26 protein-coding genes are annotated in these 26,355 nt (G+C 74.0%); 15 read left to right on the top strand and 11 right to left on the bottom strand.

Annotated features, from left to right (window positions below; translation table 11 throughout):
• The first annotated feature begins 32 nt into the window (after window positions 1–32).
• From ABEA87_RS12260 to ABEA87_RS12250, 3 genes are all read left to right on the top strand, one after another.
• Window positions 33–392 (top strand): DUF2203 domain-containing protein, encoded by a 360-nt coding sequence (locus ABEA87_RS12260; protein WP_345628992.1) that lies wholly within the window; start codon window positions 33–35, stop codon window positions 390–392.
• A gap of 102 nt (window positions 393–494) precedes the next feature.
• A complete protein-coding gene (locus ABEA87_RS12255; RefSeq protein WP_345628990.1) occupies window positions 495–1,886 on the top strand; it encodes a class II 3-deoxy-7-phosphoheptulonate synthase in 1,392 nt (463 codons plus the stop codon).
• Window positions 1,887–1,971: 85 nt separating this feature from the next.
• Window positions 1,972–3,009, top strand: coding sequence for a threonine aldolase family protein (locus ABEA87_RS12250; RefSeq protein WP_345628989.1), 1,038 nt, complete (start codon window positions 1,972–1,974; stop codon window positions 3,007–3,009).
• 66 nt (window positions 3,010–3,075) lie between these two features.
• Here ABEA87_RS12250 and ABEA87_RS12245 read toward each other — a convergent pair whose 3' ends face one another.
• Genes ABEA87_RS12245 through pknB form a run of 3 tightly spaced genes read right to left on the bottom strand, consistent with a single transcriptional unit; the run spans window position 3,076 to window position 6,258 of the window.
• Window positions 3,076–3,240: a hypothetical protein gene (locus tag ABEA87_RS12245; RefSeq protein WP_345628987.1), complete on the bottom strand. Its 165-nt coding sequence runs from the start codon at window positions 3,238–3,240 to the stop codon at window positions 3,076–3,078.
• On the bottom strand, window positions 3,230–4,138 hold the full coding sequence (locus ABEA87_RS12240; RefSeq protein WP_345628985.1) for a deoxyribonuclease IV: 909 nt from the start codon (window positions 4,136–4,138) through the stop codon (window positions 3,230–3,232). Before ABEA87_RS12240 ends, ABEA87_RS12245 begins: the two co-directional genes overlap by 11 nt.
• Window positions 4,123–6,258 (bottom strand): Stk1 family PASTA domain-containing Ser/Thr kinase, encoded by a 2,136-nt coding sequence (pknB, locus tag ABEA87_RS12235; protein ID WP_345628983.1) that lies wholly within the window; start codon window positions 6,256–6,258, stop codon window positions 4,123–4,125. Before pknB ends, ABEA87_RS12240 begins: the two co-directional genes overlap by 16 nt.
• A 304-nt stretch (window positions 6,259–6,562) precedes the next feature.
• Here pknB and ABEA87_RS12230 point away from each other — a divergent pair, with 304 nt between their 5' ends.
• The 3 genes from ABEA87_RS12230 to ABEA87_RS12220 are packed head-to-tail and all read left to right on the top strand — an operon-like array spanning window position 6,563 to window position 7,630.
• Complete coding sequence (locus ABEA87_RS12230) at window positions 6,563–6,928, top strand: Rv2175c family DNA-binding protein (protein WP_345628981.1); 366 nt, start codon at window positions 6,563–6,565, stop codon at window positions 6,926–6,928.
• Window positions 6,929–6,971: 43 nt separating this feature from the next.
• Entirely contained in the window at window positions 6,972–7,313 is a 342-nt protein-coding gene (locus ABEA87_RS12225; protein WP_345628979.1) for a lycopene cyclase domain-containing protein, read from the top strand.
• Window positions 7,310–7,630, top strand: coding sequence for a lycopene cyclase domain-containing protein (locus ABEA87_RS12220; RefSeq protein WP_345628977.1), 321 nt, complete (start codon window positions 7,310–7,312; stop codon window positions 7,628–7,630). The genes ABEA87_RS12225 and ABEA87_RS12220 overlap by 4 nt, the downstream gene beginning before the upstream one ends.
• Here ABEA87_RS12220 and mptB read toward each other — a convergent pair.
• A complete protein-coding gene (mptB, locus tag ABEA87_RS12215) occupies window positions 7,560–9,245 on the bottom strand; it encodes a polyprenol phosphomannose-dependent alpha 1,6 mannosyltransferase MptB (protein WP_345628976.1) in 1,686 nt (561 codons plus the stop codon). The two genes, ABEA87_RS12220 and mptB, sit on opposite strands and share 71 nt — an antisense overlap.
• Before the next feature lie 270 nt (window positions 9,246–9,515).
• On the opposite strand from mptB, the gene ABEA87_RS12210 reads away from it, so the two are divergent.
• The gene (locus ABEA87_RS12210; protein WP_345628974.1) at window positions 9,516–9,989 is read left to right on the top strand and encodes a barstar family protein; all 474 of its coding nucleotides are present in this window, start codon (window positions 9,516–9,518) and stop codon (window positions 9,987–9,989) included.
• Window positions 9,990–10,072: 83 nt separating this feature from the next.
• Here the strand turns inward: ABEA87_RS12210 and ABEA87_RS12205 are convergent, their stop codons facing one another.
• The gene (locus tag ABEA87_RS12205) at window positions 10,073–11,143 is read right to left on the bottom strand and encodes a polyprenyl synthetase family protein (protein WP_345628972.1); all 1,071 of its coding nucleotides are present in this window, start codon (window positions 11,141–11,143) and stop codon (window positions 10,073–10,075) included.
• A gap of 231 nt (window positions 11,144–11,374) precedes the next feature.
• Between ABEA87_RS12205 and metF the strand changes: the two genes are divergently transcribed.
• Together metF and ABEA87_RS12195 are read left to right on the top strand one after the other, a co-directional pair.
• Window positions 11,375–12,292, top strand: a complete 918-nt coding sequence (gene metF / locus ABEA87_RS12200; protein WP_345628971.1) for a methylenetetrahydrofolate reductase [NAD(P)H] — start codon at window positions 11,375–11,377, stop codon at window positions 12,290–12,292.
• A gap of 2 nt (window positions 12,293–12,294) precedes the next feature.
• Window positions 12,295–13,008 carry a CDP-alcohol phosphatidyltransferase family protein gene (locus ABEA87_RS12195; RefSeq protein WP_345628969.1) on the top strand — a complete coding sequence of 238 codons (714 nt, stop codon included), beginning with the start codon at window positions 12,295–12,297 and terminating at the stop codon, window positions 13,006–13,008.
• Window positions 13,009–13,105: 97 nt separating this feature from the next.
• Here ABEA87_RS12195 and ABEA87_RS12190 read toward each other — a convergent pair whose 3' ends face one another.
• The 6 genes from ABEA87_RS12190 to ABEA87_RS12165 all read right to left on the bottom strand — a co-directional run bounded on the left by ABEA87_RS12190 (window position 13,106) and on the right by ABEA87_RS12165 (window position 18,476).
• Window positions 13,106–14,539, bottom strand: coding sequence for a phytoene desaturase family protein (locus ABEA87_RS12190; RefSeq protein ID WP_345628968.1), 1,434 nt, complete (start codon window positions 14,537–14,539; stop codon window positions 13,106–13,108).
• Window positions 14,536–15,657: a glycosyltransferase family 2 protein gene (locus tag ABEA87_RS12185; RefSeq protein ID WP_345628966.1), complete on the bottom strand. Its 1,122-nt coding sequence runs from the start codon at window positions 15,655–15,657 to the stop codon at window positions 14,536–14,538. The genes ABEA87_RS12190 and ABEA87_RS12185 overlap by 4 nt, the downstream gene beginning before the upstream one ends.
• Window positions 15,654–16,526, bottom strand: a complete 873-nt coding sequence (locus tag ABEA87_RS12180; RefSeq protein ID WP_345629558.1) for a carotenoid biosynthesis protein — start codon at window positions 16,524–16,526, stop codon at window positions 15,654–15,656. Before ABEA87_RS12180 ends, ABEA87_RS12185 begins: the two co-directional genes overlap by 4 nt.
• A gap of 107 nt (window positions 16,527–16,633) precedes the next feature.
• Window positions 16,634–17,173 (bottom strand): N-acetyltransferase, encoded by a 540-nt coding sequence (locus ABEA87_RS12175; RefSeq protein ID WP_345628964.1) that lies wholly within the window; start codon window positions 17,171–17,173, stop codon window positions 16,634–16,636.
• The gene (locus ABEA87_RS12170) at window positions 17,170–17,901 is read right to left on the bottom strand and encodes a monooxygenase (RefSeq protein ID WP_345629556.1); all 732 of its coding nucleotides are present in this window, start codon (window positions 17,899–17,901) and stop codon (window positions 17,170–17,172) included. The genes ABEA87_RS12175 and ABEA87_RS12170 overlap by 4 nt, the downstream gene beginning before the upstream one ends.
• Window positions 17,902–17,993: 92 nt before the next feature.
• Entirely contained in the window at window positions 17,994–18,476 is a 483-nt protein-coding gene (locus ABEA87_RS12165) for a YbaK/EbsC family protein (RefSeq protein WP_345628962.1), read from the bottom strand.
• 181 nt (window positions 18,477–18,657) lie between these two features.
• On the opposite strand from ABEA87_RS12165, the gene ABEA87_RS12160 reads away from it, so the two are divergent.
• The 6 genes from ABEA87_RS12160 to ABEA87_RS12135 all read left to right on the top strand — a co-directional run.
• The gene (locus tag ABEA87_RS12160) at window positions 18,658–19,266 is read left to right on the top strand and encodes a hypothetical protein (protein ID WP_345628960.1); all 609 of its coding nucleotides are present in this window, start codon (window positions 18,658–18,660) and stop codon (window positions 19,264–19,266) included.
• Between the two features lie 96 nt (window positions 19,267–19,362).
• Window positions 19,363–20,934: an MFS transporter gene (locus ABEA87_RS12155; protein ID WP_345628958.1), complete on the top strand. Its 1,572-nt coding sequence runs from the start codon at window positions 19,363–19,365 to the stop codon at window positions 20,932–20,934.
• 430 nt (window positions 20,935–21,364) lie between these two features.
• Window positions 21,365–21,856 (top strand): SAV_6107 family HEPN domain-containing protein, encoded by a 492-nt coding sequence (locus ABEA87_RS12150; protein WP_345629554.1) that lies wholly within the window; start codon window positions 21,365–21,367, stop codon window positions 21,854–21,856.
• A 179-nt stretch (window positions 21,857–22,035) separates the two neighbouring features.
• The gene (locus ABEA87_RS12145; protein ID WP_345629552.1) at window positions 22,036–22,740 is read left to right on the top strand and encodes a hypothetical protein; all 705 of its coding nucleotides are present in this window, start codon (window positions 22,036–22,038) and stop codon (window positions 22,738–22,740) included.
• Between the two features lie 130 nt (window positions 22,741–22,870).
• On the top strand, window positions 22,871–24,634 hold the full coding sequence (locus tag ABEA87_RS12140) for a DNA polymerase Y family protein (protein WP_345628955.1): 1,764 nt from the start codon (window positions 22,871–22,873) through the stop codon (window positions 24,632–24,634).
• A partial coding sequence (locus ABEA87_RS12135) for a PHP domain-containing protein (protein ID WP_345628953.1) occupies window positions 24,627–26,355 on the top strand: 1,729 nt, incomplete at its 3' end. The genes ABEA87_RS12140 and ABEA87_RS12135, both read left to right, overlap by 8 nt.

Raw genomic sequence — 26,355 nt, 5'->3', positions numbered from 1 at the left:
TCCACGGAGGCGATCGGCGGATACTGAGCGTCGTGTACGGGCTGGATGACGCGCGGGCAACCCTCGCGGCGCTGCGACCGCGGCTGAATGATCTTATTGTGGTCCGGGCGGACCTGGCCGAGCTGCGCGCCGACCTGGCCCGCGCCGGCACCAGCAGGTTGGGCGGCCTCGCCGAGGTCAAGGGCCTGGAGGCCCGGCTGTACGCGGACCTGGAACTCCTCGCCGAGCAGGGTGCCCAGATCAAGGGGTACGCCCCGCTGCTGCTCGACTTTCCCGGCGAGTTGGACGACGAGCCCGTGCTCTGGTGCTGGCTGGAGGGCGATCCGGAGATCACCTGGTACCACCGGCTGGACTGCGGGTTCGCCGGGCGCCGCCCGGTACCCGTCGGCTGACCCTCGCGCTCGATGGCGCCGGCCGCCGGATGGGTGGCCTTATTCAGGCGGAACGGAGAGTCGCTGTCGGGCGGCGATGTCGGCGGCCTTAGGCTAGGGGCCATGCGCCAGGAGTGGCATCGCTTCCGTAACCCGGGCCTGGACATCGGCCGCCCGGCAACCGAGCCCGCCGAGATCGAGTCCCTCGGGCTCGACCACTGGCGCGGCCTTGCCCGGGACCAGATGCCGCCCTGGGAGAACCCGGACGAGGTGGCCGAGGTCTGCAAGGTCCTCTCCACGGTGCCGACGATCGTGGCCCCGTACGAGGTGAACGAGCTGCGCGAGCGGCTGGCCATGGTCTGCGAGGGAGAGGCGTTTCTGCTTCAGGGCGGGGACTGCGCGGAGACCTTCGCCGACAACACCGAGGCCCACGTGCTGGCCAACGCCCGCACCCTGCTGCAGATGGCGATCGTGCTCACCTACGGCGCCAGCCTGCCGGTGATCAAGGTGGCCCGGGTGGCCGGGCAGTACACCAAGCCCCGATCCGACGCCACCGACGCCCTGGGGCTGCCGAGCTACCGCGGCGACATGATCAACTCGCTGGAGGCGACGGCTGAGGCGCGGGTCGCCGACCCGCAGCGGATGATCCGGGCGTACGCCAACGCGTCCAGCGCCATGAACATGCTCCGGGCCCACCTCGGCGGCGGCATGGCCGACCTGCACCTGGTGCACGACTGGAACAAGGGCTTCGTGCGCACCAGCGCGGCCGGGGAACGGTACGAGGCCATCGCACGGGAGATCGACCGGGCCATCGGCTTCATCCGGGCCTGCGGGCTGACCGGCGACGAGGCGCTGCGCACCGCCACCGTGTACTGCTCGCACGAGGCCCTGGCGCTGGAGTACGACCGGGCGCTGACCCGGGTGGCCGGGGGCAAGGCGTACGGGCTGTCCGGGCACTTCCTGTGGGTGGGTGAGCGGACCCGGCGGCTGGACGGTGCGCACCTCGACTTCGTGTCCAGGATCGCCAACCCGATCGGGGTCAAGCTCAGCCCGTCGGCGACCCCGGAGACCGCGCTGGAGTTGTGCGAGAAACTCAACCCCGACAACATCCCCGGCCGGCTCACGCTGATCAGCCGGATGGGCAACCACCGGGTCAAGGACGTGCTGCCGCCGATCGTGGAAAAGGTCACCGCCGCCGGTCACAAGGTGGTCTGGCAGTGTGACCCGATGCACGGCAACACCCACGAGTCGTCCAACGGGTACAAGACCCGGCATTTCGACCGGATCGTGGACGAGGTGCTCGGCTACTTCGAGGTGCACCGCGAGCTGGGTACCCACCCGGGCGGCCTGCACGTGGAGCTGACCGGCGAGGACGTCACGGAGTGCCTGGGCGGCGCCCAGGCGCTGGTGGATGCGGACCTGCCGGGCCGGTACGAGACCGCCTGCGATCCCCGGCTCAACACCCAGCAGTCGCTGGAACTGGCCTTCCTGGTCGCGGAGATGCTGCGCGGGTAGCCCCGCCACCGCCGGTGGGGCGTACGGGCGCCCGCGCCGGGCCGGCGCGCGAAAGCCCTGGTGGCGGGCCTCGTAGTATTCGATCGTGACCACCTCGAATGTTGATCTTCGTTCGGATACCGTGACCCGGCCGGTCGCCGCCATGCGCGAGGCGATGGCGGCGGCTGAGGTCGGCGACGACGTCTACGGTGAAGACCCCACCGTGAACGCGCTGGAGGCCAGGGTCGCCGCGCTGTTCGGCCACGAGGCCGCGATGTTCACGCCCACCGGCTCGATGGCCAACCAGACGTGCCTGCAGCTGCTCGTACCGCCCGGCGAGGAGTTGCTCTGCGACGCGGACGCGCACGTCGTCACGTACGAGATAGGTGCCGCCGCCGCGCTGGGCGGGATCTCGTCGCGTACCTGGCCGGCGGCCGGGGCGGACATCGATCCCGAGGTGGTCGCCGGCATGATCCGGCCCACCGGGTACAACGCGGTGGCCACCCGGGCGATCGCCGTGGAGCAGACCCACAACCGGGGCGGTGGGGGCATCATCCCCCTGTCCACGCTGGAGTCCCTGCGCCGTGTCGCCAACGACGCCGGGATCGGGCTGCACTGCGACGGGGCGCGGATCTGGCACGCGCACGTGGCCGACGGGGTGCCGCTGGCCACCTACGGCGCCCTGTTCGACACCCTGTCGGTCTGCCTCTCCAAGGGGCTAGGGGCGCCGGTCGGCTCCGTGGTCGTGTCCAGCCGGGAGCGCATCGAGCGGGCGCGGGTCATCCGCAAGCGCCTCGGCGGCGGCATGCGCCAGGCGGGCATCCTGGCGGCGGCCGGCGACTACGCGCTGAGCCACCACATCGAGCGGCTGGCCGACGACCACGTCCGGGCCCGGCGGCTGGCCGAGGCCCTGGCCCCGTACGGCGTCGTGGACGCCGGCCGGGTGGTCACCAACATCGTGCCGCTGGACCTGACCAAGGCGCCGATCGACGTCCCGTCGTTCGCCACCGCGGCCCGGGAGCGGGGCGTGCTGGTCTCGGTACTGGGGCCCCGGTCGGGTCGGCTGGTGACCCACCTGGACGTCGACGACGCCGGGATCGACCAGGCGATCGAGGTGCTGACGGGGATCCTTGGCCGGGCCTGAGGGCCGCCCGCACCCGACAACGTGCCGGCCGGCGGCTGCGTCCGCCGGCCGAGTCGCGTCCGCCGGCTACCGGATCCGCACGCCGGAGAAGGCGGTACCGGCCACGTTGACGGCGATCACCACGACGACGATCAGCCCGATCCCCACGACGATCATCGCGGCCAGGCAGCCCCAGCCCGGCCGGCGCGGCGCGCGCGGATCGGCCTGATCGCCCTCGGTATCAGGCCACACGGCGGCCGGTGGGGATCAGTTCGCGCAGGGTGGCGATGTCCTTGGCGTGGCCGGCCGAGCCGTCGCTGGGCGTCTCGACGATGACCGGTACGCCGGCCACGGCGGGGTGCGCCAGCAACTCGGCGAAGGGCGCGACGCCGATCGAGCCTGCGCCCAGGTTCTCGTGCCGGTCCCGGGTGGAGCCCAGCCCGTCCTTCGAGTCGTTGGCGTGCACCAGGGCCAGCCGGTCCGGTCCGCACGCGGCGACCAGCGCGTCCAGGGTCGCGGTCATGCCGCCGGGGGCGGCCAGGTCGTGCCCCGCCGCCCAGGCGTGGCAGGTGTCGAAGCACACGCCCAGCCACGGGTGCCGGTCCACCGCGTCCAGGTAGTCGCTCAGATGCTCCACCCGGGACGCCAGCGAGCGGCCGCCGCCCGCGCTCGGCTCGACCAGCAGCCGGGGGCCGCCAACCTTCGCGGCCGAGTCCAGCAGCGGCAGCAGGTGCTCGCGCAGCTGGGCCATGGCCCGCTCCGCGTGTTCGGCGTCCACCGCGCTGCCCGCGTGGTAGACCACGCCGAGCGCGCCGATGGCCCGGCCGCGTTCGAGCGCGTGCTCCAGGGTGGCCACGGACTGGGCCACCGTCGCCGGGGTCGGCGAGCCGAGATTGGTCAGCAGCGAGGCGTGCACGTACGCCCGAGCGCCCCGTTGCTCGATGCCGTCCAGGAACGCCTTGTCCTGATCGGGGTCGCCGGCCGACCGGGCCCAGCCGCGCGGGTTGGACACGTACACCTGAACCGCCCGCGCGCCGATGATGTCCAGGTACGGCAGAGCGGCGCGGGCGAGTCCGCCGGAGACCGGCGCGTGCGCGCCCAGCGCCCAGTCGACGTCCTCCGGCGCGCCCGCGGTTACGGCATGATCCATAGCTGGACCTGTGAGCCCGGCGCCACCTGGGTGTCGGCGGGTGGATTCTGCTGCCGCACCTGACCACCCGGGAGGGCGAGCACCTGCACCCCGACCAGCCCGGCCTGCTGGAGGATCTGGTTGGCCTGGTCGAAGCTGTAGTTCAGGTTGGACACGTTCGGTACGGCCACCGTCGGCGGGCCGGAGCTGACCGTCAGGATGATGGTCGCGCCGCTCGTCGCGCCGTCGCCGTCGGGAATGCTCTGGTTGGTCACCTGCCCGGCCGGCTTGGTGCTCTGCTGTGACTGGATGGCGACCTGCAGGCCCAACTGCTGCAGCTGGGTCGTGGCGGTGGCCTGGTCCGTGCCGATGACGTTCGGGACGGTGATCGGCGCCTTGCCCTTGCTGACCGTGACGGTGATCTGGGTGTTCGGCGGCACCTTGGTGCCGGCGGGCGGGTCCGTGGTCAACACGTTGCCGGCCGGCATCGCGTTGTCGTACGCGTCGACCCGCTTGATGACGAGCTTGTCCTGGGCCAGGGTGGCGGCGGCCTCGTCGTAGACCCGCCCGTGCTCGTCGGGAATGATGAACCGCTCGGGGCCGCGGGACAGGGACAGGGTGATGGTGCCGCCCTTGAGGATCCGTTGGCGCTCGCCGGGCGTCTGGCCCACCACGGTGCCGGCCTTGATCTTCTCCTCGTACTGGCCCGGACCGATCTTGATCTTCAGCCCGTGCTGTTTGGCCTGTGCCACGGCCTGCGCCTGGCTGAGCTGGATCAGGGATGGCGCCGAGGTGTAACGGCCCAGGCCGAACCACCAGCCGCCGACGGCCACGAGCAGCCCGATGACCACCAGCGTGGCGGCGAACGCCTTGCGCCGGTTCGGGGTGCCGGTCAGCGCGGCGAACCGCTTGCGCGGGCCGGGCCGGTCGTTGTCGAGGAACTCGCCGCTGCGGTGAACGGTGCCGCTGCGGTGCACCGTGCCGCTGCGGTGCACCGTACCGGTGCTGACCGGCGGCGGCGCCTGGGTCTCCGGCAGCCTCGCCCACGACGGACGCTGGTTGGGCATCGCGTCCGGCGTAGCGATGATCTGGGTCGGGCTGCCGGGCGGGATGATCTGCGTGGTGCCGGGCGGCGGGATGATCTGGGTCGCGCCGGCCGCCGGGATGATCTGGGTCGTGCCGGGCGGCGGGATGATCTGGGTCGCGCTGGAGGGCGGCGTGGACACGGGCACCGCGATGGTCGGCGCCGACACGGCCGGGACGGGAGCGCTGGTCAGCTCCTCCCGCACCGCCTGGACCTCGGCCAGCATCACGCCGGCGTCGCTCGGCCGGCCACCCGGGTCGCGCCGGGTCGCCCGGATGACCAGATTGTCCAGCGCCGGTGGCAGGCCCGCGACGAACTTGGACGGCGGCGGGACGTCCTGGTCGACGTGGCGCCAGGCGATCTCGACGGGTTTGTCCCCGTCGTAGGGAACCCGGCCGGTGACCATCTCGAACAGCACGATGCCGGTCGAGTAGATGTCGCTGCGGGGATCCGCGCGCCCGTCGGTCACCAGTTCGGGAGCCACATACGCCACGGTGGCCAGCAACTGCCCGGCATTGTCGTCGGCACTGGCCTCGACCGCCCGGGCCAGCCCGAAGTCGGCCACCTTGACGACCGCGTCGAGCAGGCTGCCGCCGCTGGGAGCCTCGGCGACCAGGACATTTTCCGGCTTGATGTCGCGGTGCACCACGCCGGCCCGGTGCGCGGCGGCCACCGCGGCGAGCACCTGCTCCAGGATCGACAGCGACTCCTGCGCGTTGAACCGGTGCCGGTCCGACAGCATGTCGCGCAGCGTCCGGCCGCGCACATACTCCATGATCAAGTACGGCAGGCCCTCGTGTACGCCCTGGTCATAGACGGCGACCACGTTCGGGTGGGTGAGCCGGGCGATGGCCTTCGCCTCGTCGGTGAACCGCTCCAGAAAGCGCGGGTCGCGGGGCTGCGTCGGGTGGATGATCTTCAGCGCCACCGTGCGCTCCAGGCGCTCGTCGGTGGCGGTGTAGACGGTCGCCATCCCGCCGCGGGCGACGAGTCCGCGGATGCGATAGCGCCGGTCGATCAGCGCTCCGATGAGTGAATCTGCGACCTTGGTGTCCATCAGCAGGCAAGTCTATGAGGCGGATCGGGACAGTGGGCCGGCGCGTACGGCCACGGATGCTTAACGGCAGCCAGGATGCCACAGCACGGCGACGAAACGGTAACGTGCCCGATCATCGTCGGTGGCCGGGGAGGCCCGGAGCGGCGGTACGAACGGAGTGCGCCGGCGGCGCGCGGTTGCCGGGTGTCGCGGTGGGTGGGCCGGCCAGGACCGCCAGCGACTCACGGTCACTTCCTCCCCGGGGTGCCGGTCATCCCGTGGGGCGGGCGGACCCCGGCCGGGTCGGTCGTGGCAAGGTGGTGAGGTGACCGATCCCGTATCCGCTTCCGACCAGGCCGTCGAGCCGGCCGAGTGGGTAAACCTGCCCGACCTCGCCGAGCGGCTGGAGATCCCGGTGACCCGGGTGCACCAGCTCATCCGGGACCGCAGCCTGCTCGCGGTGCGCCGCGACGGTGTCTTGCGGGTGCCCGCCGAACTGGTCTCCACGCCTGCCGTCCGTAAGCACCTCCCGGGAGTTCTGACGCTGCTGCGCGACGCTGGGTACAACGACGAAGAGGCGCTGCGGTGGCTGTACACCGCCGACGAGTCGCTGCCTGGCACGCCCGCCGCCGCGCTGGCGGGCGACCGGGCCACCGAGGTCAAGCGCCGGGCCCAGGCGCTCGGCTTCTGACGCGGCGGATGAGCGCCACCGGCGGCCGCCGACCCGCACCGCGATGCGTCACCTGATCTACCTGGCGGTGCTGGCCGGCTGCCTGGCCGGTGCCCTCTGGCTGGAGCCGGTGCTGCGCGTGGGGGTGCTGCGCCAGTGGCGCCGGCTGCTGCTGACCGTGGTGCCGATCGTGCTGGTCTTCGGCGGCTGGGACGTCGCGGCCATCGCCGCGCGTCACTGGAGCTACGACCCGGGCCAGATCACCGGGGTCCGGCTGCCCGGCCGGCTGCCGCTGGAGGAGCTGCTGTTCTTCGTCGTGGTACCGATCTGTTCGGTGCTCGGTTACGAGGCGGTACGGGTCAGTCTCCGGCGCCGGCGCTCGCGCCGTGACCAGGAGGCGGCGTGACCTACACGGAGGCGGCGGCGGTCGGGCTGGCCGGTGCCCTGCTGCTGGACCTGGTGGTGCTGGGTACCCGGCTGGTCGCGTCCCGGACGTTCTGGATCACGTACCCGATCGTGCTGGCCGGGCAACTGATCGTCAACGGGCTGCTCACCGGGCGACGGATCGTGCGGTACAACCCGCACGCGATCATCGGCTGGCGGTTCGGGTACGCGCCTGTGGAGGATCTCGCCTTCGGCTTCGCACTGGTGCTCAGCACCCTGTCGCTGTGGGTGTGGCTCGGCCGGCGCGGCGCCGCCGGATCAGCACCACCAGAATCGTGATCACCAGGGCGGTGTCCAGCAGGGCGCCGGGCAGCTTGGTCAGCGCGGCCACGCCGGTGCCGTCCGGCAGCACCAGCAGCGCCAACCCGGCCACGCCCAGGGCGAGCCGGTGCCGGGCTCGCTCGCCGGACACCGAGAACGCCAGCACGGCCAGCGGGGCCAGCAGGTACCAGGGGAAGGCCACCGGAGCCAGCAGCACGGTCGCGGCCAGGGCCACCCCGGCGGCGGCGACCACCGGCTGGGGCCGCTCCGCCAGCCGGCGCGCGCGCAGCCACAGACCCACCAGGGTCACGGTGAGGATCACCAGGCCGACCGCCCGGGCTACGTCCAGGGCCGGCGTGGCAAGGTCGGGCCGGCCCAGCCCGCGCACCAGGTAGCCGGCGGCCATGCCGATCCCGGTGGGCAGCGAGGTCCACTGGATCAACTGGGCGGTGCCGCGCAGGGCGGGCAGCCAGCCCACCCCGTACCCGCTGGGCACGGCGAACACCGCGTACCCGGCGGCCAGCCCGAGGCAGGCTACCGCGCCGGCCCGGATGATCTGCCACCAGCGCCGGTCGCCGGCGGCCAGCAGGGCCACGAACGGCAGCGCCACCAGCGCGGTCGCCTTGACGCCGACGGCCAGCCCGATCAGCGCCCCGGCCAGGGCCGCCCGGGCCAGCGGCGAGGCCCACCACGCCGCGATCCCGGGCGGACCGGTCCCGAGTGAGTCGATTCCGAGTGGGTCGATGCCGGGCGGATCGGACGCCAGCGAGGCCGTCTCGGGGGCCGTCGGACCGGAGGCCGCCGGACCCGGGACAGCGGGACCGGAGGCAGCCGGGCCGGAGGCGGCCGCCGCGAGCGCGGGCGGGCGGGGTGCCGCCGGGCGGGCGACGGCCGGCCGGGCCGCCACCGCCAGGCCGGTCACCACGAGCCCGGCCAGCAGGGCGTCGTTGTGTACGCCGGACACCGCGTGCACCAGCACCACCGGGCTCAGCGCGCCGAGCCACGCCGCCCGGGCCGGGTCCACGCCCAGCGTCCGGGCCAGCCGGAGGCCGGCCCAGCCGATCAGCGCCACGCCGGCGACGGCGATCACCCGCAGCAGCGCGATCGCCACGGCCAGGTGCCCGCCCGACCCGGCCGCCGCGGCGCCGGAGAGCATCAGCCACAGCGGCCCGTACGGCGTAGGAGTCGTCCACCACAACGCGGGCACCGAGGTCAGCCACGGGCAGGGCAGCGCGGCGATCCCACTGGTGTACGGGTCGACCCCGTGCGTGACCAGCGTGCCCTGGCAGGCGTACGCATAGCCGTCCCGGCTGCCCAGCGGCGCGCTGGCCAGCAGCACCGCCGCCCACAGCAGCCCGATGAGCAGCAGCCGGCCCGGCGGCACCCGGTCCAGCCTGCGCCCGAGCCCGAGCCAGGCGCCGGCCAGCAGCACCGTGCCGACCAGCCACACCGCGACGGGCGCGGCGCCGCGCGGGTGGGCGCCGTTTGCCAGGTAGCTGGCCGCCGCCAGGCCACCCGCACCGACCAGGCCCACGGCGCCGAGGCCGGTGGCGCCGGTGACGGCGACCTTCGCCCGCCCGGCGGCTTGCCTCCACGGGCCGGGTCGCGCAGACTTCGCGGAAGCACGGGACACCGGGGGCTGGGGGGCCGATACCGGTTGATTCGAGGGGGGTGTCCTGGACGTGCCGGGATGGAGTCTGCCGTCGTCGCCGGCCGAGGTCGCAGCGTCGCCGGGACGGGGGTCGCCGGTCGCGTCGGGGACGGTGCGCGCGGCGCCGCCCGCGGTCCGGGTGTGGTCCGGCGGCCGCCGGTCGCGGCGCGAGGGCCGGTCAACCACTGATGACTCCCCTCGGACGACCGTCACCGCAACGCTACCAACCGGCACGCTGGGCCAGGTGCGGCGATGAACGGCCGGCTCGGCGCGGTGGTCGGGGCAGCCCAGCCGCCGGGGGTCTACCTGTGGCGCTCCCGGGCGCACCACGGAGCGGTACGCCGGGAGTTGACCGCGCTCGGCTGGGCGGCGTACCCACTCAACGGGCGCCGGATCACCGATGCGAACCGGTCACACGAGGAGTGCGCCCGGACCCTCGCGTTCCCCGCCTGGTTCGGCCATAATTGGGACACTTTGGCCGATTGCCTGTCTGATCTCACCTGGCTGCGGGCGCGGGGGCACGTGCTGATCTGGGACCGGTACGGCGTGCTGGCCCACGCCGACGCGAGGGCGTGGCAGCGGGCGTACGAGGTGTTCCAGGCGGCGATCGCGAGCCGGACCGGCACCAACATGGCCCCGCTGTACCTGCTGCTGCGCGGCCTCGGCCCGGTGCGCTCCCCGGTCTCCGGCGCCCCGATCCCGGTGCTCGACGGCGCGCCGGGCTGAGCCGGGCCCCGGCCAGCCCGGGCCGGCCAGCCCGTGCCGGCCGGCCGGCGGCGGTAGGCCCGCGCTAAGCGTGGCGGGCGCGCTCAGTCGAGGCGCCTGGTCGCCGCCTCGGCCAGCTCGTGGAGCACCTTGTCGGCCTCGCCGTCGAGCCACACCCCGGAAAGCGCCGCCAGCGCCTGGCCGGTCAGCTCGTCGATCCGCCGTTCGGTGCGCGACAGCGCCCCGGTCTGCTCGATGATCTGGCGCAGCCGGGCCACGCCCGCCTCGTCCAGGTCCGGGTTGCCCAGGCCGGCCCGCAGCTGCTCGCGCCCGGTCGGGTCGGCGGCCTCGAGCGCGACCGCCACCAGGTAGGTCCGCTTGCCCTCGCGCAGGTCGTCGCCGGCCGGCTTGCCGGTGCGGGTCGGGTCGCCGTACACGCCGAGGACGTCATCGCGCAGCTGGAACGCCTCGCCCAGCGGCAGCCCGTACCGCGAGAACGCGGCCCGTACCGGCGCCGAGGCGCCCGCCAGCGCCGCGCCGAACAGCAGCGGTCGCTCGACCGTGTACTTGGCCGACTTGTACCGGGCGATGGTGCCGGCCCGCTCGACCGAGGTGTCGCCGGTCACCTGGGCGAGCACGTCGAGGTACTGGCCGGCACTGACCTCGGTGCGCATCTCGTCGAAGATCGGTCGGGCCCGGGCCAGCGTGACCGGGTCCAGCCCGCAGCCGTGCAGCAGCTCGTCCGACCAGGCCAGGCAGATGTCCCCGAGCAGGATGGCGGTGGCCCGTCCGTACGCCTGTGGATCACCGGCCCAGCCGTTGCGTCGGTGCTCGATGGCGAACCGGCGGTGCGCCGAGGGCTTGCCCCGGCGGGTGTCCGACCCGTCCATGACGTCGTCGTGGATCAGGGCGCTGGCCTGCACGAACTCCAGCGCGGCGAGGGCCGCCACGAGTTCGTCGTGGTCCTCGCCACCGGCGCCCCGGTAGCCCCAGTAGGCAAACGCGGGGCGCAGCCGCTTTCCGCCGCCCTGTACGAAGTCCTCGATCGCGTCGGCGACCGGCCCGAGCGCGGGGTCGATGCCGATCAGCCGCTCGCGCTGGCGCGCCAGGAAGGAGTTCAGCGACCGCTCCACGCGTGGCCGGAGATCGGCACGGTCGACCGGGGCTGGGTTCACGTACTGACCGTAGCCGGTCGGTAGACCGACCATTATCCGGCATGGCCTGGGTGAGGCGTTCGTCGCCGACCATGGCGCCGGACTTGCCACCTTTGTCGTACCTGGCGGGGCGGTCGAATATTACGTTCGGTGACTGTCGATGGTCTCCCAGTGATCGACGGGTGGGGTCGGGCCTGGCCATGGGATGAGATGACCGGCGAACTCGGCCCCGCACCCCGGTAAAGTCGGGGGGTGGCCCTTGGTCTTCCGTCCGTCATGCCTGGCGGGCCCGCGTCCGTCGGCGAATTGATCGGTGGACATGGGCCGACGTTCTCCTTCGAGTTCTTCCCGCCCCGCGACGACCAGCAGGAGCGGCAGCTCTGGCAGGCGATCCGCGAGCTGGAGCCGCTGCACCCGTCGTTCGTCTCGATCACCTATGGTGCCGGCGGGTCGACCCGGGACAACACGGTCGCGGCCACCGAACGGGTCGCCAACGAGACCACGCTGCTGCCGATGGCCCACCTGACCGCCGTCAACCACTCGGTCGCGGAGCTGCGCAACGTGATCGGCCGGTTCGCCGGAGCCGGCATCCGCAACGTGCTGGCCGTGCGCGGCGACCCACCGGGCAACCCGCAGGGCGAGTGGGTGCGCCACCCGGAGGGCCTGACCTACGCCGAGGACCTGGTCCGGCTCGTCAAGGAATCCGGCGACTTCTGCGTGGGAGTCGCCGCCTTCCCGTTCAAGCACCCCCGCTCGACCACCGTCGAGGAAGACGTCGAGTTCTTCGTGCGCAAGTGCCGGGCCGGCGCGGACTTCGCCATCACCCAGATGTTCTTCGACGGCGACGACTATCTGCGGCTGCGCGACCGGGTGGCCGCGGCCGGCTGCGACACCCCGATCCTGGCCGGCATCATGCCGGTGACCAGTATGCGGACCATCGAGCGGGCGGCCGTGCTGTCCGGCGCGCCGTTCCCGGCGGCGCTGTTGGCGCAGTTCGAGCGGATCGCCGACGACCCGGTCGCGGTCCGCCGGCTGGGCATCCAGCAGGCCAGCCTGCTGTGCGAGCGGCTGCTGGCGGAGGGCGTGCCGGGCATCCACTTCATCACGCTCAACCGTTCGACCGCGACCCGCGAGGTCTGGCAGAACCTGCCCATGGGAGCGCGCATCTGAGCGTGGATGGACTGCGCACCTGGGATCAGTACGCCACCCGCTGGGCGGGTCTGCACGGAGGTGTGGACCCTCGCAGCGGCTCGGCGTCGGTCGAGCACTGGCTGCGGATGTCGTACCGGATCGGGCGGCTGCTAGCCCGGATCAAGGTGAAGCCGTCCCTGCTCACCACCGCCGGACTGGTCTGCAACGCGCTGGTCGTGATCGTCACGGCGCAGCACCGGTTCTGGCCGATCGTGGCCGCCGGGCTGGTGGTGCTCTCCGGGATCATGGACACCCTGGACGGCACCGTCGCGGTCATCACCAACCGGGTCACCCGGCTCGGGTACGTCTACGACTCGGTGGCCGACCGGCTGGGGGAGGCCGCCTGGGTCGCCGCGCTCTGGTTGATCGGCGCGCCGGGCTGGCTGGCCGTACTGGTTGGCGGACTGGCCTGGCTGCACGAGTACCTCCGGGCCCGGGCCACGGCCGCCGGGATGGCGGAGATCGGCATCGTCACCCTCGGCGAGCGACCCTCGCGGCTCATCCTGATCGTGATCGGGCTCGTGCTCAGCGGCGTGTCCGGGCTGGTCGCCATCGACCTGCCGGCCGGCACCGCCACGATCGTCGCCGCGGTCTTCGTCCTGCTCGGCGTGGTGGGCCTGATCCAGTTGCTGGGCGCGGTCCAGACGGCGCTGACCGGCCCACCCCGCGGCTACCGGGAACCGCCGCAGTCCTGACCGGCCCCGGGGCGGCCGGCACCGGCGTCGTGGCAACCGCCGTGACGGCCGCCGCCGTCGCGGTGGGGACGCCGGTCCGCCCGGGCGGCGAGGCCGCTCATCGGGCCGGTCCGATGCGATCGGCCACGATCCGGCCGGACAGCGTGACCATCGGCAGGCCGCCGCCCGGGTGCGTCGAGCCACCGACCAGGTACAGGCCGGGGACCGGGCCGCGGTTAGCCGGGCGCAGCAGCCGGTGGGCGGCCGAGCCGTAGATGGAGCCGCCCGGGGTGAGGGTGGAATCGGCCAGGTCGGCCGGGGTACGGATCTCCCGGAACAAGATGCGGTCCCGCACGTCGAGGCCGCGCCCGGCCAGTACCGCGAGGATCCGGTCCGCGTACCCGTCCGCCACCCCGTCGGCCCGCCAGTCGACCGGGCCCTGCGGCGCGGCATTGACCAGCACGAACCACGACTCGTACCCGTCCGGGCGCACCGCCGGGTCGTCCGCCACCGTCACGAACACGGTCGGGTCGGCGGCCAGCCGGCCACCGAACACCGCCTCGAACTCGGCGTCGTAGTCCTCCGGGAAGAACACGGTGTGGTGCGCCAGACCCGGGGTGCGGCCCCGCACCCCGAGCAGCAGCACGAACCCGGCGAGGCTGGGCTCGCCGAGCCCGGCCAGCCGGCGCGGATGGGGAAGCAGGTCGCGGTAGACCGCCCGGGCGTCGGCGTTGGCGATCACCAGGTCGGCGGGCTCGGTATGGCCGCCGGCCAGGGTCACCCCGCGCACCGGGCCGCCCGGGCGCCCCCCGGTGTCGATCCGGGTCACCGTCCGTCCGGTGTGGACGTCGACCCCCAGCTCCAGGCAGCGGGTGGCCAGCGCGTCGGCGACGGTACCCAGGCCGCCCCGCAGGTACCAGCCGCCGAAGGCCAGCTCCGCGTACGGGATGGCGACCAGCGCGGCGGGTGCCCGGCGGGGGTCCGCCCCGGCGTAGGTGGCGTACCGGTCGAGCAGCATCCGCAGCCGGGGATCGCGCAGGTATCCGCGGCCCAGCCCGCGCAGGCTGCGGCCCGGCGCTATGGCGGCGAGGTCCCGGACGCGCCAGGCCAGCCGGTACAGCGCCAGCGGCGAGTCCACGGTGGTGGTCAGCACGTGCCGCCAGGACGCCTGCCAGACCCGGCCGGCGCGCCGCCACAGCCGCCGCCAGTCCCGCGCCGCCCCGGCGCCGAGCGCCTCGCTCACCCGCGACGCGAACTCGTCCGGGTCGGCGCAGGAGTCCAGCCGGGTACCGTCCGGGAAGACGTGGCGCACGATCGGGTCGAGCGGCACCGGGTCCAGGTCGATGTCCTCGAACACCTGCGGAAGGGTCAGCAGGCTCGGCCCGGTATCGAACCGGAACAGCCCCTCGGGCGTGCGCCGCGAGTACCGCCCGAGCTTCCCGCCGACCGTGCCGGACTGCTCGAAGACGGTCACCCGGTGGCCGGTCCGGGCCAGCCGTGCGGCAGCGGTCAGCCCACCCACCCCGGCTCCGATGATCAGGATCCGGCTCAAGGCGTCAGCGTATCCACCCGCCGCCCCTTCCAGGACAGTGAACCCTTGCGGTGTAGCCGGAACGAGCGCGCGGTGAGGTACCCGAAGATCACGATCGAGGCCGGGTGGGCTAGGGCGTCGGGCAGCGCCCGGCCGCCGGTGGCCCGCGCCGTGGCGATCCGGCCGAGCACGCCGAGCAGGTACCCGGCCAGCCCGGCCCAGGGCGCGACCGGGATCAGCGCCACCGGCGCCACGTACAGCAGCAGGAACATCGACACCACGGCGGCGGCACCGGCCGGCGAGCCGAGCGACGCCCACAGCGACTTGGCGTACCCGTCCCGGACGCCCGACCAGGAGGTGTACATCCGGCAGGAGGCGATCTCCGATCCGTCGGCGAGCGCTATCCGTCCGCCGGAGCGCTTGACCGCCCGGGCCAGCTCGACGTCCTCGAGCACCGCGCCGCGCACCGCCGCGTGGCCGCCGGCCCGCTCGTACCCGGCCCGCCGGGCCACCAGGAACTGCCCTCCGGCGGCGGCCAGCGACGGCCGGGCCGAGCGCTCCATGGCCCGCAGCGGCAGGAAGGTCAGCCAGAGCCACTGCAACAGCGGCTGGACCAGCCGCTCGCCGGGGGAGGCGGCCACCATCCGCGGGTACGGGCAGACCAGATCGAAGCCGTCCAGCAGCCCGACCGCGGCGGCCACCGCGGTCGGGCCGAGAACCACGTCGGCGTCGACGAAGACGAGCACGTCGCCGCGCGCCGCGGCGGCCAGCTGATGGCAGGCGTACGGCTTGCCCAGCCAGCCCGGCGGGGGGGTGGCGCCGGTCAGCAGCCGCACCCGGTCGTCGGCCAGGGCGCGGACCGCCTCGGCGGTGCCGTCGGTGGAGCCGTCGTCGAGCACCAGGATCTCCAGGCGCGGCACCGACTCCTGCGCCAGCAGCGCCTGGAGGCAGGGCCGCACCCGATGTGCCTCGTCGCGCACCGGCAGCAGCACCGAGACCAGGGCGTGCACGGTTGCCGGGCGGCGCGCGGGCCGGCGCAGCAGCGCCGCGTTGACCACAGCGTGCCCGGTCAGCAGCGCCAACACGATCACCTGACCGAGCTCGAAATACGCCGCCGCGACGCCGACCGGGGAACTCACCACAGCGCGACCGCCAGCGGAACGGCGACCAGCCCCATGCCGACCGCCCCGGCCGCGGCCGAGCCTGGCAGGCCCAGGAAGACCGCGTGGGCAAGCACCGAGGACAGGTAGGTCCACAGGTACAGCGCGGACATCGGGGCGTCCACGCCAGGGCCCCCGACCCGCACCCGCGACCCCGCGACGGCCGCGAACAGGGCCATCATGAGCACCGCCACGACCAGCCAGCCCAGGTAGTTCGTGTACGGGATCCCGGCCAGGCCCGGCGTTGGGTGCCGCCAGCGCCAGTACCCGGCGGCCACCATCTGCGGATCGAGGAACAGGTCCCAGGCGGCCAGCCCGAGCCCGGCCAGCGCGATCCGGACCACCGCCCGGCCCAGCCCCGCCCTGCCCAGCCCCGCCCGGCCCAGCCCCGCCCGGCCCAGCCCGGTCCGGCCCAGCCCGGTCCGGCCCAGCCTTGTCCCGGCCAGCCCCGCGCCGGCCAGCCCCGTCCGGGCGCGGGCGGTGCGCCCGGCGCGGGGCCGGGTGAGCCGGGCCGCGGCCAGCCACGCCGGCCAGGCCATCCAGGCCCAGGCCAGCGGGATGACCAGCGGTACCCCGAACAGTCGCGGCCCGAGCGCGCCCGAGTACGCGTACCGGCCGAACGGGAACCCGGTGCGCACGCCGAGCGCCTCCACCGCCAGGCCGCCGGCGCCGGCGACCACGACCAGGGCGACCGCGACCCGGGCTCCCCGGGTGGCCAGCGCGTGGCCCACCGAGATGGCGAAACCGAGCAGGACGGTGGTGACGACCAGGCCGGCCCGGGCGTCGCCGTGCGTGAGCGGGTACCCGATCTGGATGAGCACCAGGCCGCCGAGCGGCACCCACCTGATCCGCCCGGCCGATCCCGCTGGCTTTGCCGGTTTCGCTGGCTTTGCCGAGGCCGCCTGAGCGGCCTGGCTGGGTTCGGCGGCTCGGCTTGCCGGGTCGGCGCCTCGGGTCACGCCAGCGGCAGGGGGCGGCCGAGGATCGCGAAGGGCCGGTCGTCACCGGGGAAATGGAAGTGGCGTAGCACGTCGACGAAACCGAACCGGCGGTACAGCCGCCAGGCCCGGGAGCGCTGCTCATCCGCCTCCGGCGTGGACAGCAGGGTGGTGCGCCCGATGGCCATGCCCAGCAGGCCGCGCAGCTGGCCGGCGCCCAGGCGGTGGCCCTGCGAGTCCGGTCGCACGTGCAGCTCGACCACCTCGAAACAGTCGGACAACCAGGCCTTCCGAGCGTCCCGGCGCAGCGCGCCGCGTACCTGGTCGTGCCACCACTGCCCGGAGCCCGAGGTGTACCCGTACCCGAAGCCGAGCAACCGGTCCGAGTCGTCCAGGGTGGCCACGGCGCGGAAGCCGGCCCGGTGCGCGTGGCCCGCCACGTACCCGCGACGAGCCTCCAGCAGCTCGGTCGAGTAGCCCATGGCCTGGCCGTACACCTCGATGACGTCGTCCAGGCGCCGGGTGAGGTCGGCCGGCTGCCATGCCACGAGCCTCACCGCGGGCGCCGATTCGGTATCGTCCCGCCGTCTACCGGCCGCCGCGTGCTGCGTTTTTCCGCTCCGTGCCTCTCCGAACCCCACCCGATCACCCCGGTATCGCCGACGACGTCCAGCACGGCAAAGCGGGCGAACAGCTCCTCGGCGTACCAGCCGGTAGTCATGGTCCGCTCAATCGCCTGCCGGTGCTGTGGGTGACGGTACGCGAACCGCAGAAGATCCGCGGCTCGACGCCACACCGTGACGGTGCCCTGCCAGCCCAGCGGTGCCTCGCCGATGCCGAAGGCCGCCAGTAAACCGGACGCTTCGGACGCGGCGGCGGCAACGGGACCTGTCGCGCGCCAGAACGTCACCGCCCGGGTCGGTCGCAGCCTGGCCCGGGTCAGCGCCAGTACCGGACCGTCCGTTCCGCCCGCCTTGCCGCCCGTTGTTCCGTCTGGCTGGTTCGTCCCGCTCGACCCCGCGGGCGTGATCGGGAACGGTTCCCGGCCGGCCCACGATCCCCGCGCGTTCAGCGGTGCGAGGTCGATCCGGCAGCTGGCCACCGCCCGCCGATCCCACCCGGCGAAGCCGGGCCGCGCCTGGTCGTACACGGCCAGCGCCGCCCAACGGGTGGGATCGGCGCGGGTCGGGCCGAACTCGCCGCCCCGCCCCGTTCCGAGCAGCTTGACGAAGCGCACTCCGTCCTCACGGCGTACCCGCCGGGGGTCGACCGCCATCCGCCACATCGCCGCCGGGATCGCCACGGCAGGTATCCGCCACACGTATAGGGACACGCCGTATCCCGTGGTCGAGTTCGGCACCGGGCCGCTTTCAGCGGTCACGCCACCTCGGCGGGCGCGCCTGAGGTGATCCGGATCAGCTCCGCGTAGGTCGTCGGGAACACCGCGTGTGCGATCCCGCCGCCGGCCCAGACCTCGTCGTACTGCTCCAGCGAGGTGTCCACCAGGGTGCGCAGCGGCTTCGGGTGGGCGAGCGGCGCGACGCCGCCGATGGGCTGGCCGGTGTGCTCGCGCACGAAGTCGGCGGTGGCCCGCTTGAGTTCGGCCGTGCCGACCAACGCGGCGACCTTGGCGGTGTCCACCCGGTGCGCCCCGGAGGTCAGCACCAGCAGCGGCCCGCCGTCGGCCATGAAGATCAGGGAGTTGGCGATCTGGCCGACCTCCACGCCCAACGCCGCGGCCGCGGCCACCGCGGTGGTCACCGCGTCGGGCAGCAGACGTACGCGGCTGGGCGCGTCGCCGCCGGCGAGCGCGCCGGCAGAGTCGAGGGCTTCCTGTACGGCGGCCACGTTGGGATGCATCGCACCGTCCTCGGGTTGCGGGGATATCGAATCGTGGGTCTGTCGAGCTGTCGGCTGAGTTCTGTCCGGCCGGTGCAGTGGATACCACGGTACGTGCCGCCGCGGCCACGGCGACACCGGCCGGTAACGTGTCTGGTCAACGGACCGTTGACAGCCGTCCCGGATGGTCGATGATGGGCGCATGCCATCGATGACCGGCGGGGACGACGGTATGGGTTGGGCCGAACGGTACCGGGCGGTGCACGACGCGCTGGGCGTGGCACCGCCGGCGGGCGAGGAGCTGGTCGACGCGCTGCGGCTGATCCCGGCCCTGCGCGAGGACCTGGACGGGATCGAGCGGGCCACGATCGACGCGGCGCGCCGCGCCGGGGCGAGCTGGACCGAGATCGCCTCGGCGCTGGGGCTGCGCAGCCGGCAGGCGGCCGAGCAGCGCAGGCTCAGGCTGGGGGCCTCGGACGCCGGTCGGGACGCCACCGAGGCGCGACGCCGACGACAGCGTCAGCGATCCGTTGACAATGCAGCGGGGGAGGGGGCCGCCGGGCTGCGAGCGGCCGTCGAGGATCTCGTCAACGGGCTCGGCCGGATGGCGGTCCCCGGCGCCGCCCGGCCCGCGGTCGTGCTCGCCCGCCGTACCCTGCTCGTCGCCCTCGACGCCGATCCGGGCGCCCTAGTTGACCTGGCCAGACTGGCCATCGACGACCTCGGCCCGGTGGTTGCCACCGGTGCCGGCGGGCGGCCCGTCGATGACGCCGTGCGCCGGATCCGCGAGTTGGTGGAACCGACACATTGAGTCGACCACGCTAAACAAGGGGTTGACAGGAGATCCTAGCTCCCCGAGGCTCTCCCCATGCCTTGAGTCTCAACGGCTCAAGAAGGGGAGGCGGCCATGTCGCGTCGGAAGCCGGTCCGTGCGGTGCCCCGGTCGGGTCGTGAGCCGGCGCCCGCCCCGGCTATCCAGCCGGGTGCTGAGCCGGCCACCCGGCCGGGTGCTGAGCCGGCCACCCGGCCGGATGCTGAGCCTGCTCGCGGCCCTGGCGCCGGGCGGGCTCGCGGGCTGCTCCGGGGGTATCCGGACTTCCGGCGACTGTGGATCGGCGAGTCCGTCAGCCAGTTCGGCAGCCAGGTCAGCATGCTGGCGGTGCCGCTGACCGCGGTGCTGATCCTGCACGCCGGCACCTTCCAGGTCAGTGCGCTGACCGCGCTCGGGTACGCCCCATTTCTGATCTTCGGCCTGCTGGCCGGTGTCTGGGTGGACCGGGTGCGGCGCCGTCCGGTGCTGATCGCCGCCGATCTGCTGCGGGCGGTGGCTCTGGCTAGCGTGCCGGTGGCCGCCGCGCTCCAGGTTCTGGGGCTGGCCCAGCTGTACGCCGTGCAGTTCGTGGTCGGGCTCGGCACCCTCGTCTTCGACGTCGCCTACCAGTCCTACCTCCCGTCGCTGATCGGTCGGCAGCGGCTGGTGGAGGGCAACGGGCGGATGGAGGCGAGCCGCAGCGTCGCCTACTCGGTCGGCCCAAGCGTCGCCGGGTACCTGGTGCAGGCGCTCACCGCGCCGGTGGCGATACTCGCCGACGCGGTCAGCTTCGTCTGGTCGGCCGCGTGGATCACGGCGATCCGTGGGCGCGAGCCGGCGGTGCCGGCCCCGGCGGCGCCCCGGGCCCTGGGGCGCGAGATCGGCCAGGGGCTGCGGCTGGTGTTCGGGCACCCGGCGCTGCGGGCGCTCGCGCTCTACAGCGCCGCCAGCACCATGGTCCTGTCGGTGTACAACGCGATCGAGGTCGTGTTCCTGGTGCGTACCGTGGGCCTGTCGGCGGCCGGCGTCGGGCTGTTGTTCAGCGCGGCCAGCGTCGGGGCGGTGCTCGGTGCGTTCGCGGCCGGTCCGCTGTGCCGCCGCTTCGGTCAGGCCCGCACGATCGTGGGCGCCGGCCTGACCGGCAACGCCTCCATGGTGCTGGTCCCGCTGACCGCGCCGGGCGCGCGCCTGGCGTTCTTCGGCGTCGGCGTGGGGGTCTGCTCGCTCTGCGTGGTCATCTTCAATGTCGTGACGGTGGCCTTCCGCCAAGTGCTGTGCCCCGACGCGCTGCTGGGCCGGATGAACGCCACCATGCGCGTCCTGTCGTGGGGCACGGTACCGGTGGGTGCCCTGATCGGGGGTGCGCTGGGTACGGCGCTCGGGCCCCGTACGACGCTCTGGTGCGGCGGCGTCGGTGGCCTGCTGCCGGTGCTGTGGCTGCTCCGCTCGCCGCTGCCGCGGCTGGGCGGACCTGCTTCACCCGGTGACCCGGCCCCGGGCGGCTCGGCCTCGTCCGGCGGGACCGGCTCGCCCGGCTGTTCGATCTCTCCCGGTGGCCCGATCTCACCCGTTCGAGGCTCACCCGGCGGGTCCGACGTGCCGGACGGCGCACCTACCGGCCCCGGTGGCGATGCTCTTGAGCTGGGGAAACTCGGTTTCCACGAATAAATCCCTGAGCCGTCCGGTTCGGGATTGCGGTCTTGTCGTACCCGGGGTTTACTCTAGTAGTGGTTCGAACGATTGTTCGAATCGATCGGGAGGGGCGATTCGCGGCGTGCCTTCCGAGGCGCCGCCATGGCTGGGCCAGCCGTGGCCGGTCGCGGAGATCGGGCATTCGCGGGTCCGGTCTCGACAGGGTGCTCGTCCGCCGCCCCCGACCCCCGGGCGGTGGACGAGAACCCGAAAGCCGGAAGGCGGGGCGTGGGGAAGCGCCTCGGCCGGCCGGCATCGACGTTCCGGGTCGCGCGGCATGACCGGGCGACCCGGGACGTCCGCTAGCCCACGGCTATGCCGGGGGCGGTGAGTTGCTGCGCCTTCCTCCGCAGCGGAATTTCGACAACCGTCGATCTGGAGGAGAGACAGCATGCGACCGACCCCGATGCTCACCGTGGCCGACACGGGCCACCTGGCCACGGCCCCGGCGGTGGGGCCGTCCCGTCCCGCGCCGGCCATCCCGGCCCACGCCCTCCCGCACCGCACCCCCGCCGAACTTCTCGCACTTGCCCGCCGTGGGCTGGTGGAGGCCGCCGAGCTGCGCCCCGACGGTCTGCGCTACGCCACCGCCCACCTGGCCGCGCTGCGGGCCGCGGCCGCGGTGCTCGCCGCCCGAGCCCGGCCGGTGCCGGCCCGGCGCGGCAAGCTGACCAACGTCTGGGTGCTGCTCACCATGGTCGCCCCGGAGCTGGGCGACTGGGCGGCCTACTTCGCGGCCAGCGCGGGCAAGCGGGCCGCGGCCGAGGCCGGCATTCCCCGGGTGGTCAGCGCGCGTGAGGCCGACGACCTGGTGCGCGCGGCCGAGTCGTTCGTCTCGGTCGTCGAGCTGGCGTTGGGTCTGACCCACCCCTCACTGCTCGACGAACTGGTGGCCTGAGCAAGGCCTGCACAACAAGGGGGCGCACCACCGTGGCCGGCATCGTCGCGCTGCGTCGTCGCATCGGTGATGCGACACGGAATGGGCCCGTGCCCACGGGGGATACGGGAGCGGGTACCGACCCGGCGAGGGCTGCTGCCACCTCGCCGGCCTCCGGTGCCGGGACCGGCCTCACCACGCTGGTCCGCGAGGCCGGGCTGGCCGGACTGGTCCGCCCGGCCTCTGCCCCCGGCGGGGAGACCGGTGCGGCCGGAGACCGGGTGCTGCCGGTCCTGCCCGAGCTGCGGTACCTGCTCCCGGCCGGCGGGCTGCGGCGTGGCTCCACGATCGCGGTCAATCCCGGCGCGACCTCGGTCCTGTTGGCGCTGCTCGCCGCCGCGTCCAGGTCCGGCTCCTGGTGCGCGGTGGTGGGGCTGCCCACGCTGGGCCCAGCGGCCGCCGCCGAACTCGGCATCTCACTGGACAGATTGGCGCTGGTGCCCCACCCCGGGCCCGAGTGGCCGAGCGTGGTCGCCGCGCTGCTGGACGGCGTGGACATCGTGGTCGCCGCGCCACCCGGGCCGGTCGTCGCGAGCGTCTCCAGCCGGCTGGCCGCCCGGGCCCGGCAGCGGGGCAGCGTGCTCGTGCCGTACGCGCGATGGAGCGGCGCCGACGTGGTACTCGAATCGCCCGGCGGGAGTTGGCGCGGGCTCGGTCAGGGCCGGGGGCGGCTGCAGCGGCGGGAACTGACGATCTCCGCCCATGGGCGGGGTGCGGCCGCCCGGCCGCGCGGGGCCACCGTCTGGCTGCCCGATCGCACCGGCGCCGTGGCCTGTCTCGACCCCGATGCCCACGGCTCGCTCGCGGAGCGCACCGACCCGCCGATGCTGGAGGCGGTGTCGTGACCCGGCGCGGTCGCGGTCCCGACCGACCGGGCGGTTTTGACCAGCGGGCCGGTCTTGACCGACGGCGCGGCCAGATTGGGCTGAGCGGCCAGATCGGGTGGGGCGGTTCGCGCGGGCGGGACGGGGCGTCATGAGCCGGACGATGCTGATCTGGTGCCCCGACTGGCCGGTGCTCGCCGCCGAGATCGTTGAGGGAGTGTCGGCCCACGGGCCGGTCGCGATCCTGGCCGCCAATCGGGTGATCGCCTGCTCGGAGGCGGCCAGGGCTGAGGGGGTCCGGCGTGGCCTGCGCAAGCGCGAGGCGCAGAGCCGGTGCCCGCGGCTGGTCGTGCTCGACCACGATCCGAGCCGGGACGCCCGCGCCTACGAGCCGGTGGTGGCGGCGGTCGAGGAGTTGGCGCCCGGCGTCGAGGTGGTCCGGCCGGGCGCGTGCGCGCTGGCCGCCCGCGGGCCGTCCCGGTATTTCGGCTCAGAGGAGCGGGCCGCCGAGCGGATCGTCGAGCACATCGCCGAGGCGTGCGCGGTGGAGGCGCAGGTCGGAGTCGCCGACGGGGTCTTCGCCGCCGGTCTGGCGGCCCGGGCCGGGCGGCTGATCCCGGACGGTCGCACCGCGGCGTTCCTCGCCGATCTCGACATCTCCGCGGTGGACCGGCCGCCCCTGGTGGATCTGTTGCGCCGGTTGGGCATCGGTACCCTCGGCGCCTTCGCCGCCCTGCCACCGGCGGACGTGCTGGCACGGTTCGGCCTGGACGCCGCGCTGGCCCAGCGGATGGCCGCGGGGCTGGACGAGCGGCCGCTCGCGGTCCGGGTGCCACCACCCGATCTGGAGGTGGCGCAGACCTTCGACGAGCCGTTGGAGCGAGTCGACGCGGCCGCGTTCGCCGCCCGGCAACTGGCCACACGGCTGCACGAGCGGCTCGCCGGGCGCGGTCTGGCCTGCACCCGGCTGGGCATCGTGGCCGTCACCGAGCACGGCCAGGAGCTGCATCGCACCTGGCGGCATGACGGGCTGCTGAGCGCCTCGGCCATCGCCGACCGGCTGCGCTGGCAGCTGGACGGCTGGCTGTCCGGGGCCGGCCGGGTCCCGGACAAGCCGACCTCGGGCATCCTGCGGCTGCGCCTGATCCCGGACGGTGTGATGGCGCACGCCGGGCTGCAGCTGGGGCTCTGGGGCGACGCCGGTGCGGAGCGCGAGCGGGCGCACCGGGCGCTCACCCGGGTACAGGGCATGCTCGGACCGGATGCGGTGTTCACGGCGGTCCTCGGTGGCGGGCGCGACCCGGCGGACCAGGTGCACCTGGTGCCCTGGGGGGACGAGCGGCTACCCGCCCGCCCGGGTGGCCCGGAAGCCGGCTCCGGTCCGGGGGCGGGCTCCGGTCCGGGGGCGGGCTCCGGTCCGGGGTCGGGATCGGAATCGGGTTCTGGGCCGGGTGCTGGTGGCGGGGCTCGATCGGGGGAGAGGGCACGCGCCGCGCAGCCGCCGTGGCCCGGCCGGCTGCCGGCGCCGTCACCGGCCACCGTCCTGACCCAACCGCTGGCCGCGCGGGTGTACGACCCGGCCGGTACCCCGGTCGGGGTGACCGCCCGACTCGCGGTGACCGGGCCGCTGGCCTGGTTCGAACTCGACGGTGCCGAGCGACCGGGCGGGGCGGAGCGGCGGCAAGCGGCCGAGCGACGGCAAGAGGCGGAGCGGGGACGAGGGATCGAGCGGGTCGAGCGGGCCGAGCGGGTCGAGATCACAGGCTGGGCCGGCCCGTGGCCGGTCGACGAGCGCTGGTGGTCGCCGGAGGAGGCGAGCCGGCGGGTCCGGTTCCAGGTGTCCCTGGCCGACGGCCGAGCCCTGCTGCTGGTGCTCACCTCGGGCCGCTGGTGGGTGGCGGCGATCTATGACTGAGGGCTGGAGCGGTTCCGACCTGCCGTGGAAGGAGTTCGAGCGGCGGCTGTCCGGCCGGGAGCCCATCGTGGTCGACCCGGTCACCATCGAGTACGGGGACGGTGGCGACTCTCCCGCGTGGACGCGCAAGCGCCAGCCGTACCAGGCGCCCGCCCTGATCCGCGAACAGTCCACCGTGGACTACGCGGAGCTGCACTGTCACACCAACTTCAGCTTCTCCGACGGCGCCAGCCACCCGCACGAACTGGTGCAGGAGGCGACGCGCCTCGGCCTGACCGGGCTGGCGATCACCGATCACGACGGCTTCTACGGCGTGGTCCAGTTCTCCGGGGCGGCCCGGGAGCATGAACTGCCGACCATCTTCGGCGCGGAACTCTCGCTGGGCCTGCCCGGGCCACAGAACGGCGAACCCGACCCGGTCGGTCGGCACCTGCTGGTGCTGGCGCGCGGGCCAGAGGGGTACGCCCGGCTGTCCCGGACCATCGCGCTGGCCCAGCTTGCCGGGCGGGAGAAGGGCCGGCCCGCGTACGACCTGGAGGAGGTCGCCGCCGCGCTCCGGGACCACGCGATGGTGCTGACCGGCTGCCGCAAGGGGTACGTCCCGGCCGCGCTCGCCACCGAGGGGGAGCGGGCCGCCGCCGGTGAGCTGGATCGGCTGGTGGCGCTGTTCGGCCGCGATGGCGTAGCGGTGGAGCTGACCCAGCACGGCCATCCCGAGGACGACGAGCGCAACGACGTGCTCGCCGACCTGGCCGGGCGGGCCGGGCTGCGCTGCGTGGCCACGAACAACGTGCACTATGCCCGCCCGGGCCAACGTCGCCTGGCCACCGCGCTGGCCGCGGTGCGGGCTCGTCGATCGCTGGACGAGATGGATGGGTGGCTGCCCGCGGCCGGCGCCGCTCACCTGCGGGGCGGCGACGAGATGGCGGCCCGGTTCGGGGCCTACCCGGGCGTCGTGGCGCAGGCCGCCGCGATCGGCGCCGAGCTGGCCTTCGACCTGAGGCTGGTGGCGCCCAACCTGCCGGACTGGGACGTGCCCGAGGGGCACACCGAGATGAGCTGGCTACGCCAGCTGACCGAGCAGGGCGCCCACCGGCGGTGGGGCGGTCGCCAGAGTAGCCCGGCCTCGTACCGGCAGATCGACCACGAGCTGAACATGATCGATGCCCTGGGCTTTCCGGGGTACTTCCTGATCGTGCACGACATCGTGGAGTTCTGCCGGGAGCACGACATCTACTGCCAGGGTCGGGGCTCCGCGGCCAACTCGGCGGTCTGCTACGCGCTGGGCATCACCAACGTCGACGCGGTGCGCTGGGGCCTGCTGTTCGAGCGATTCCTCGCCCCCGAACGGGACGGGTACCCCGACATCGACCTGGACATCGAGTCGGGCCGGCGGGAGGAGGCCATCCAGCACGTCTACGCCAGGTACGGCCGCCACCACGCCGCGCAGGTGGCCAACGTCATCTCGTACCGGCCCCGCTCGGCGGTGCGCGATCTGGCCCGGGCGTTCGGGTTCTCGCCCGGTCAGCAGGACGCGTGGAGCAAGCAGATCGACCGGTGGGGCGAGTCGTGGGCCGGGGAGGTGGAGGGCATCCCGGAGCAGGTCGTGGAGTACGCCAACCGGCTGCAGACCTTCCCGAGGCACCTGGGCATCCACTCCGGCGGCATGGTGATCTGCGACCGGCCGGTGATCGAGGTGTGCCCGGTGGAGTGGGCCCGGA

Origin of the sequence: Rugosimonospora acidiphila (assembly GCF_039543385.1) — a bacterium.
Taxonomy (GTDB): domain Bacteria; phylum Actinomycetota; class Actinomycetes; order Mycobacteriales; family Micromonosporaceae; genus Rugosimonospora; species Rugosimonospora acidiphila.
This window is presented reverse-complemented; position numbering and strand designations above follow the sequence as displayed.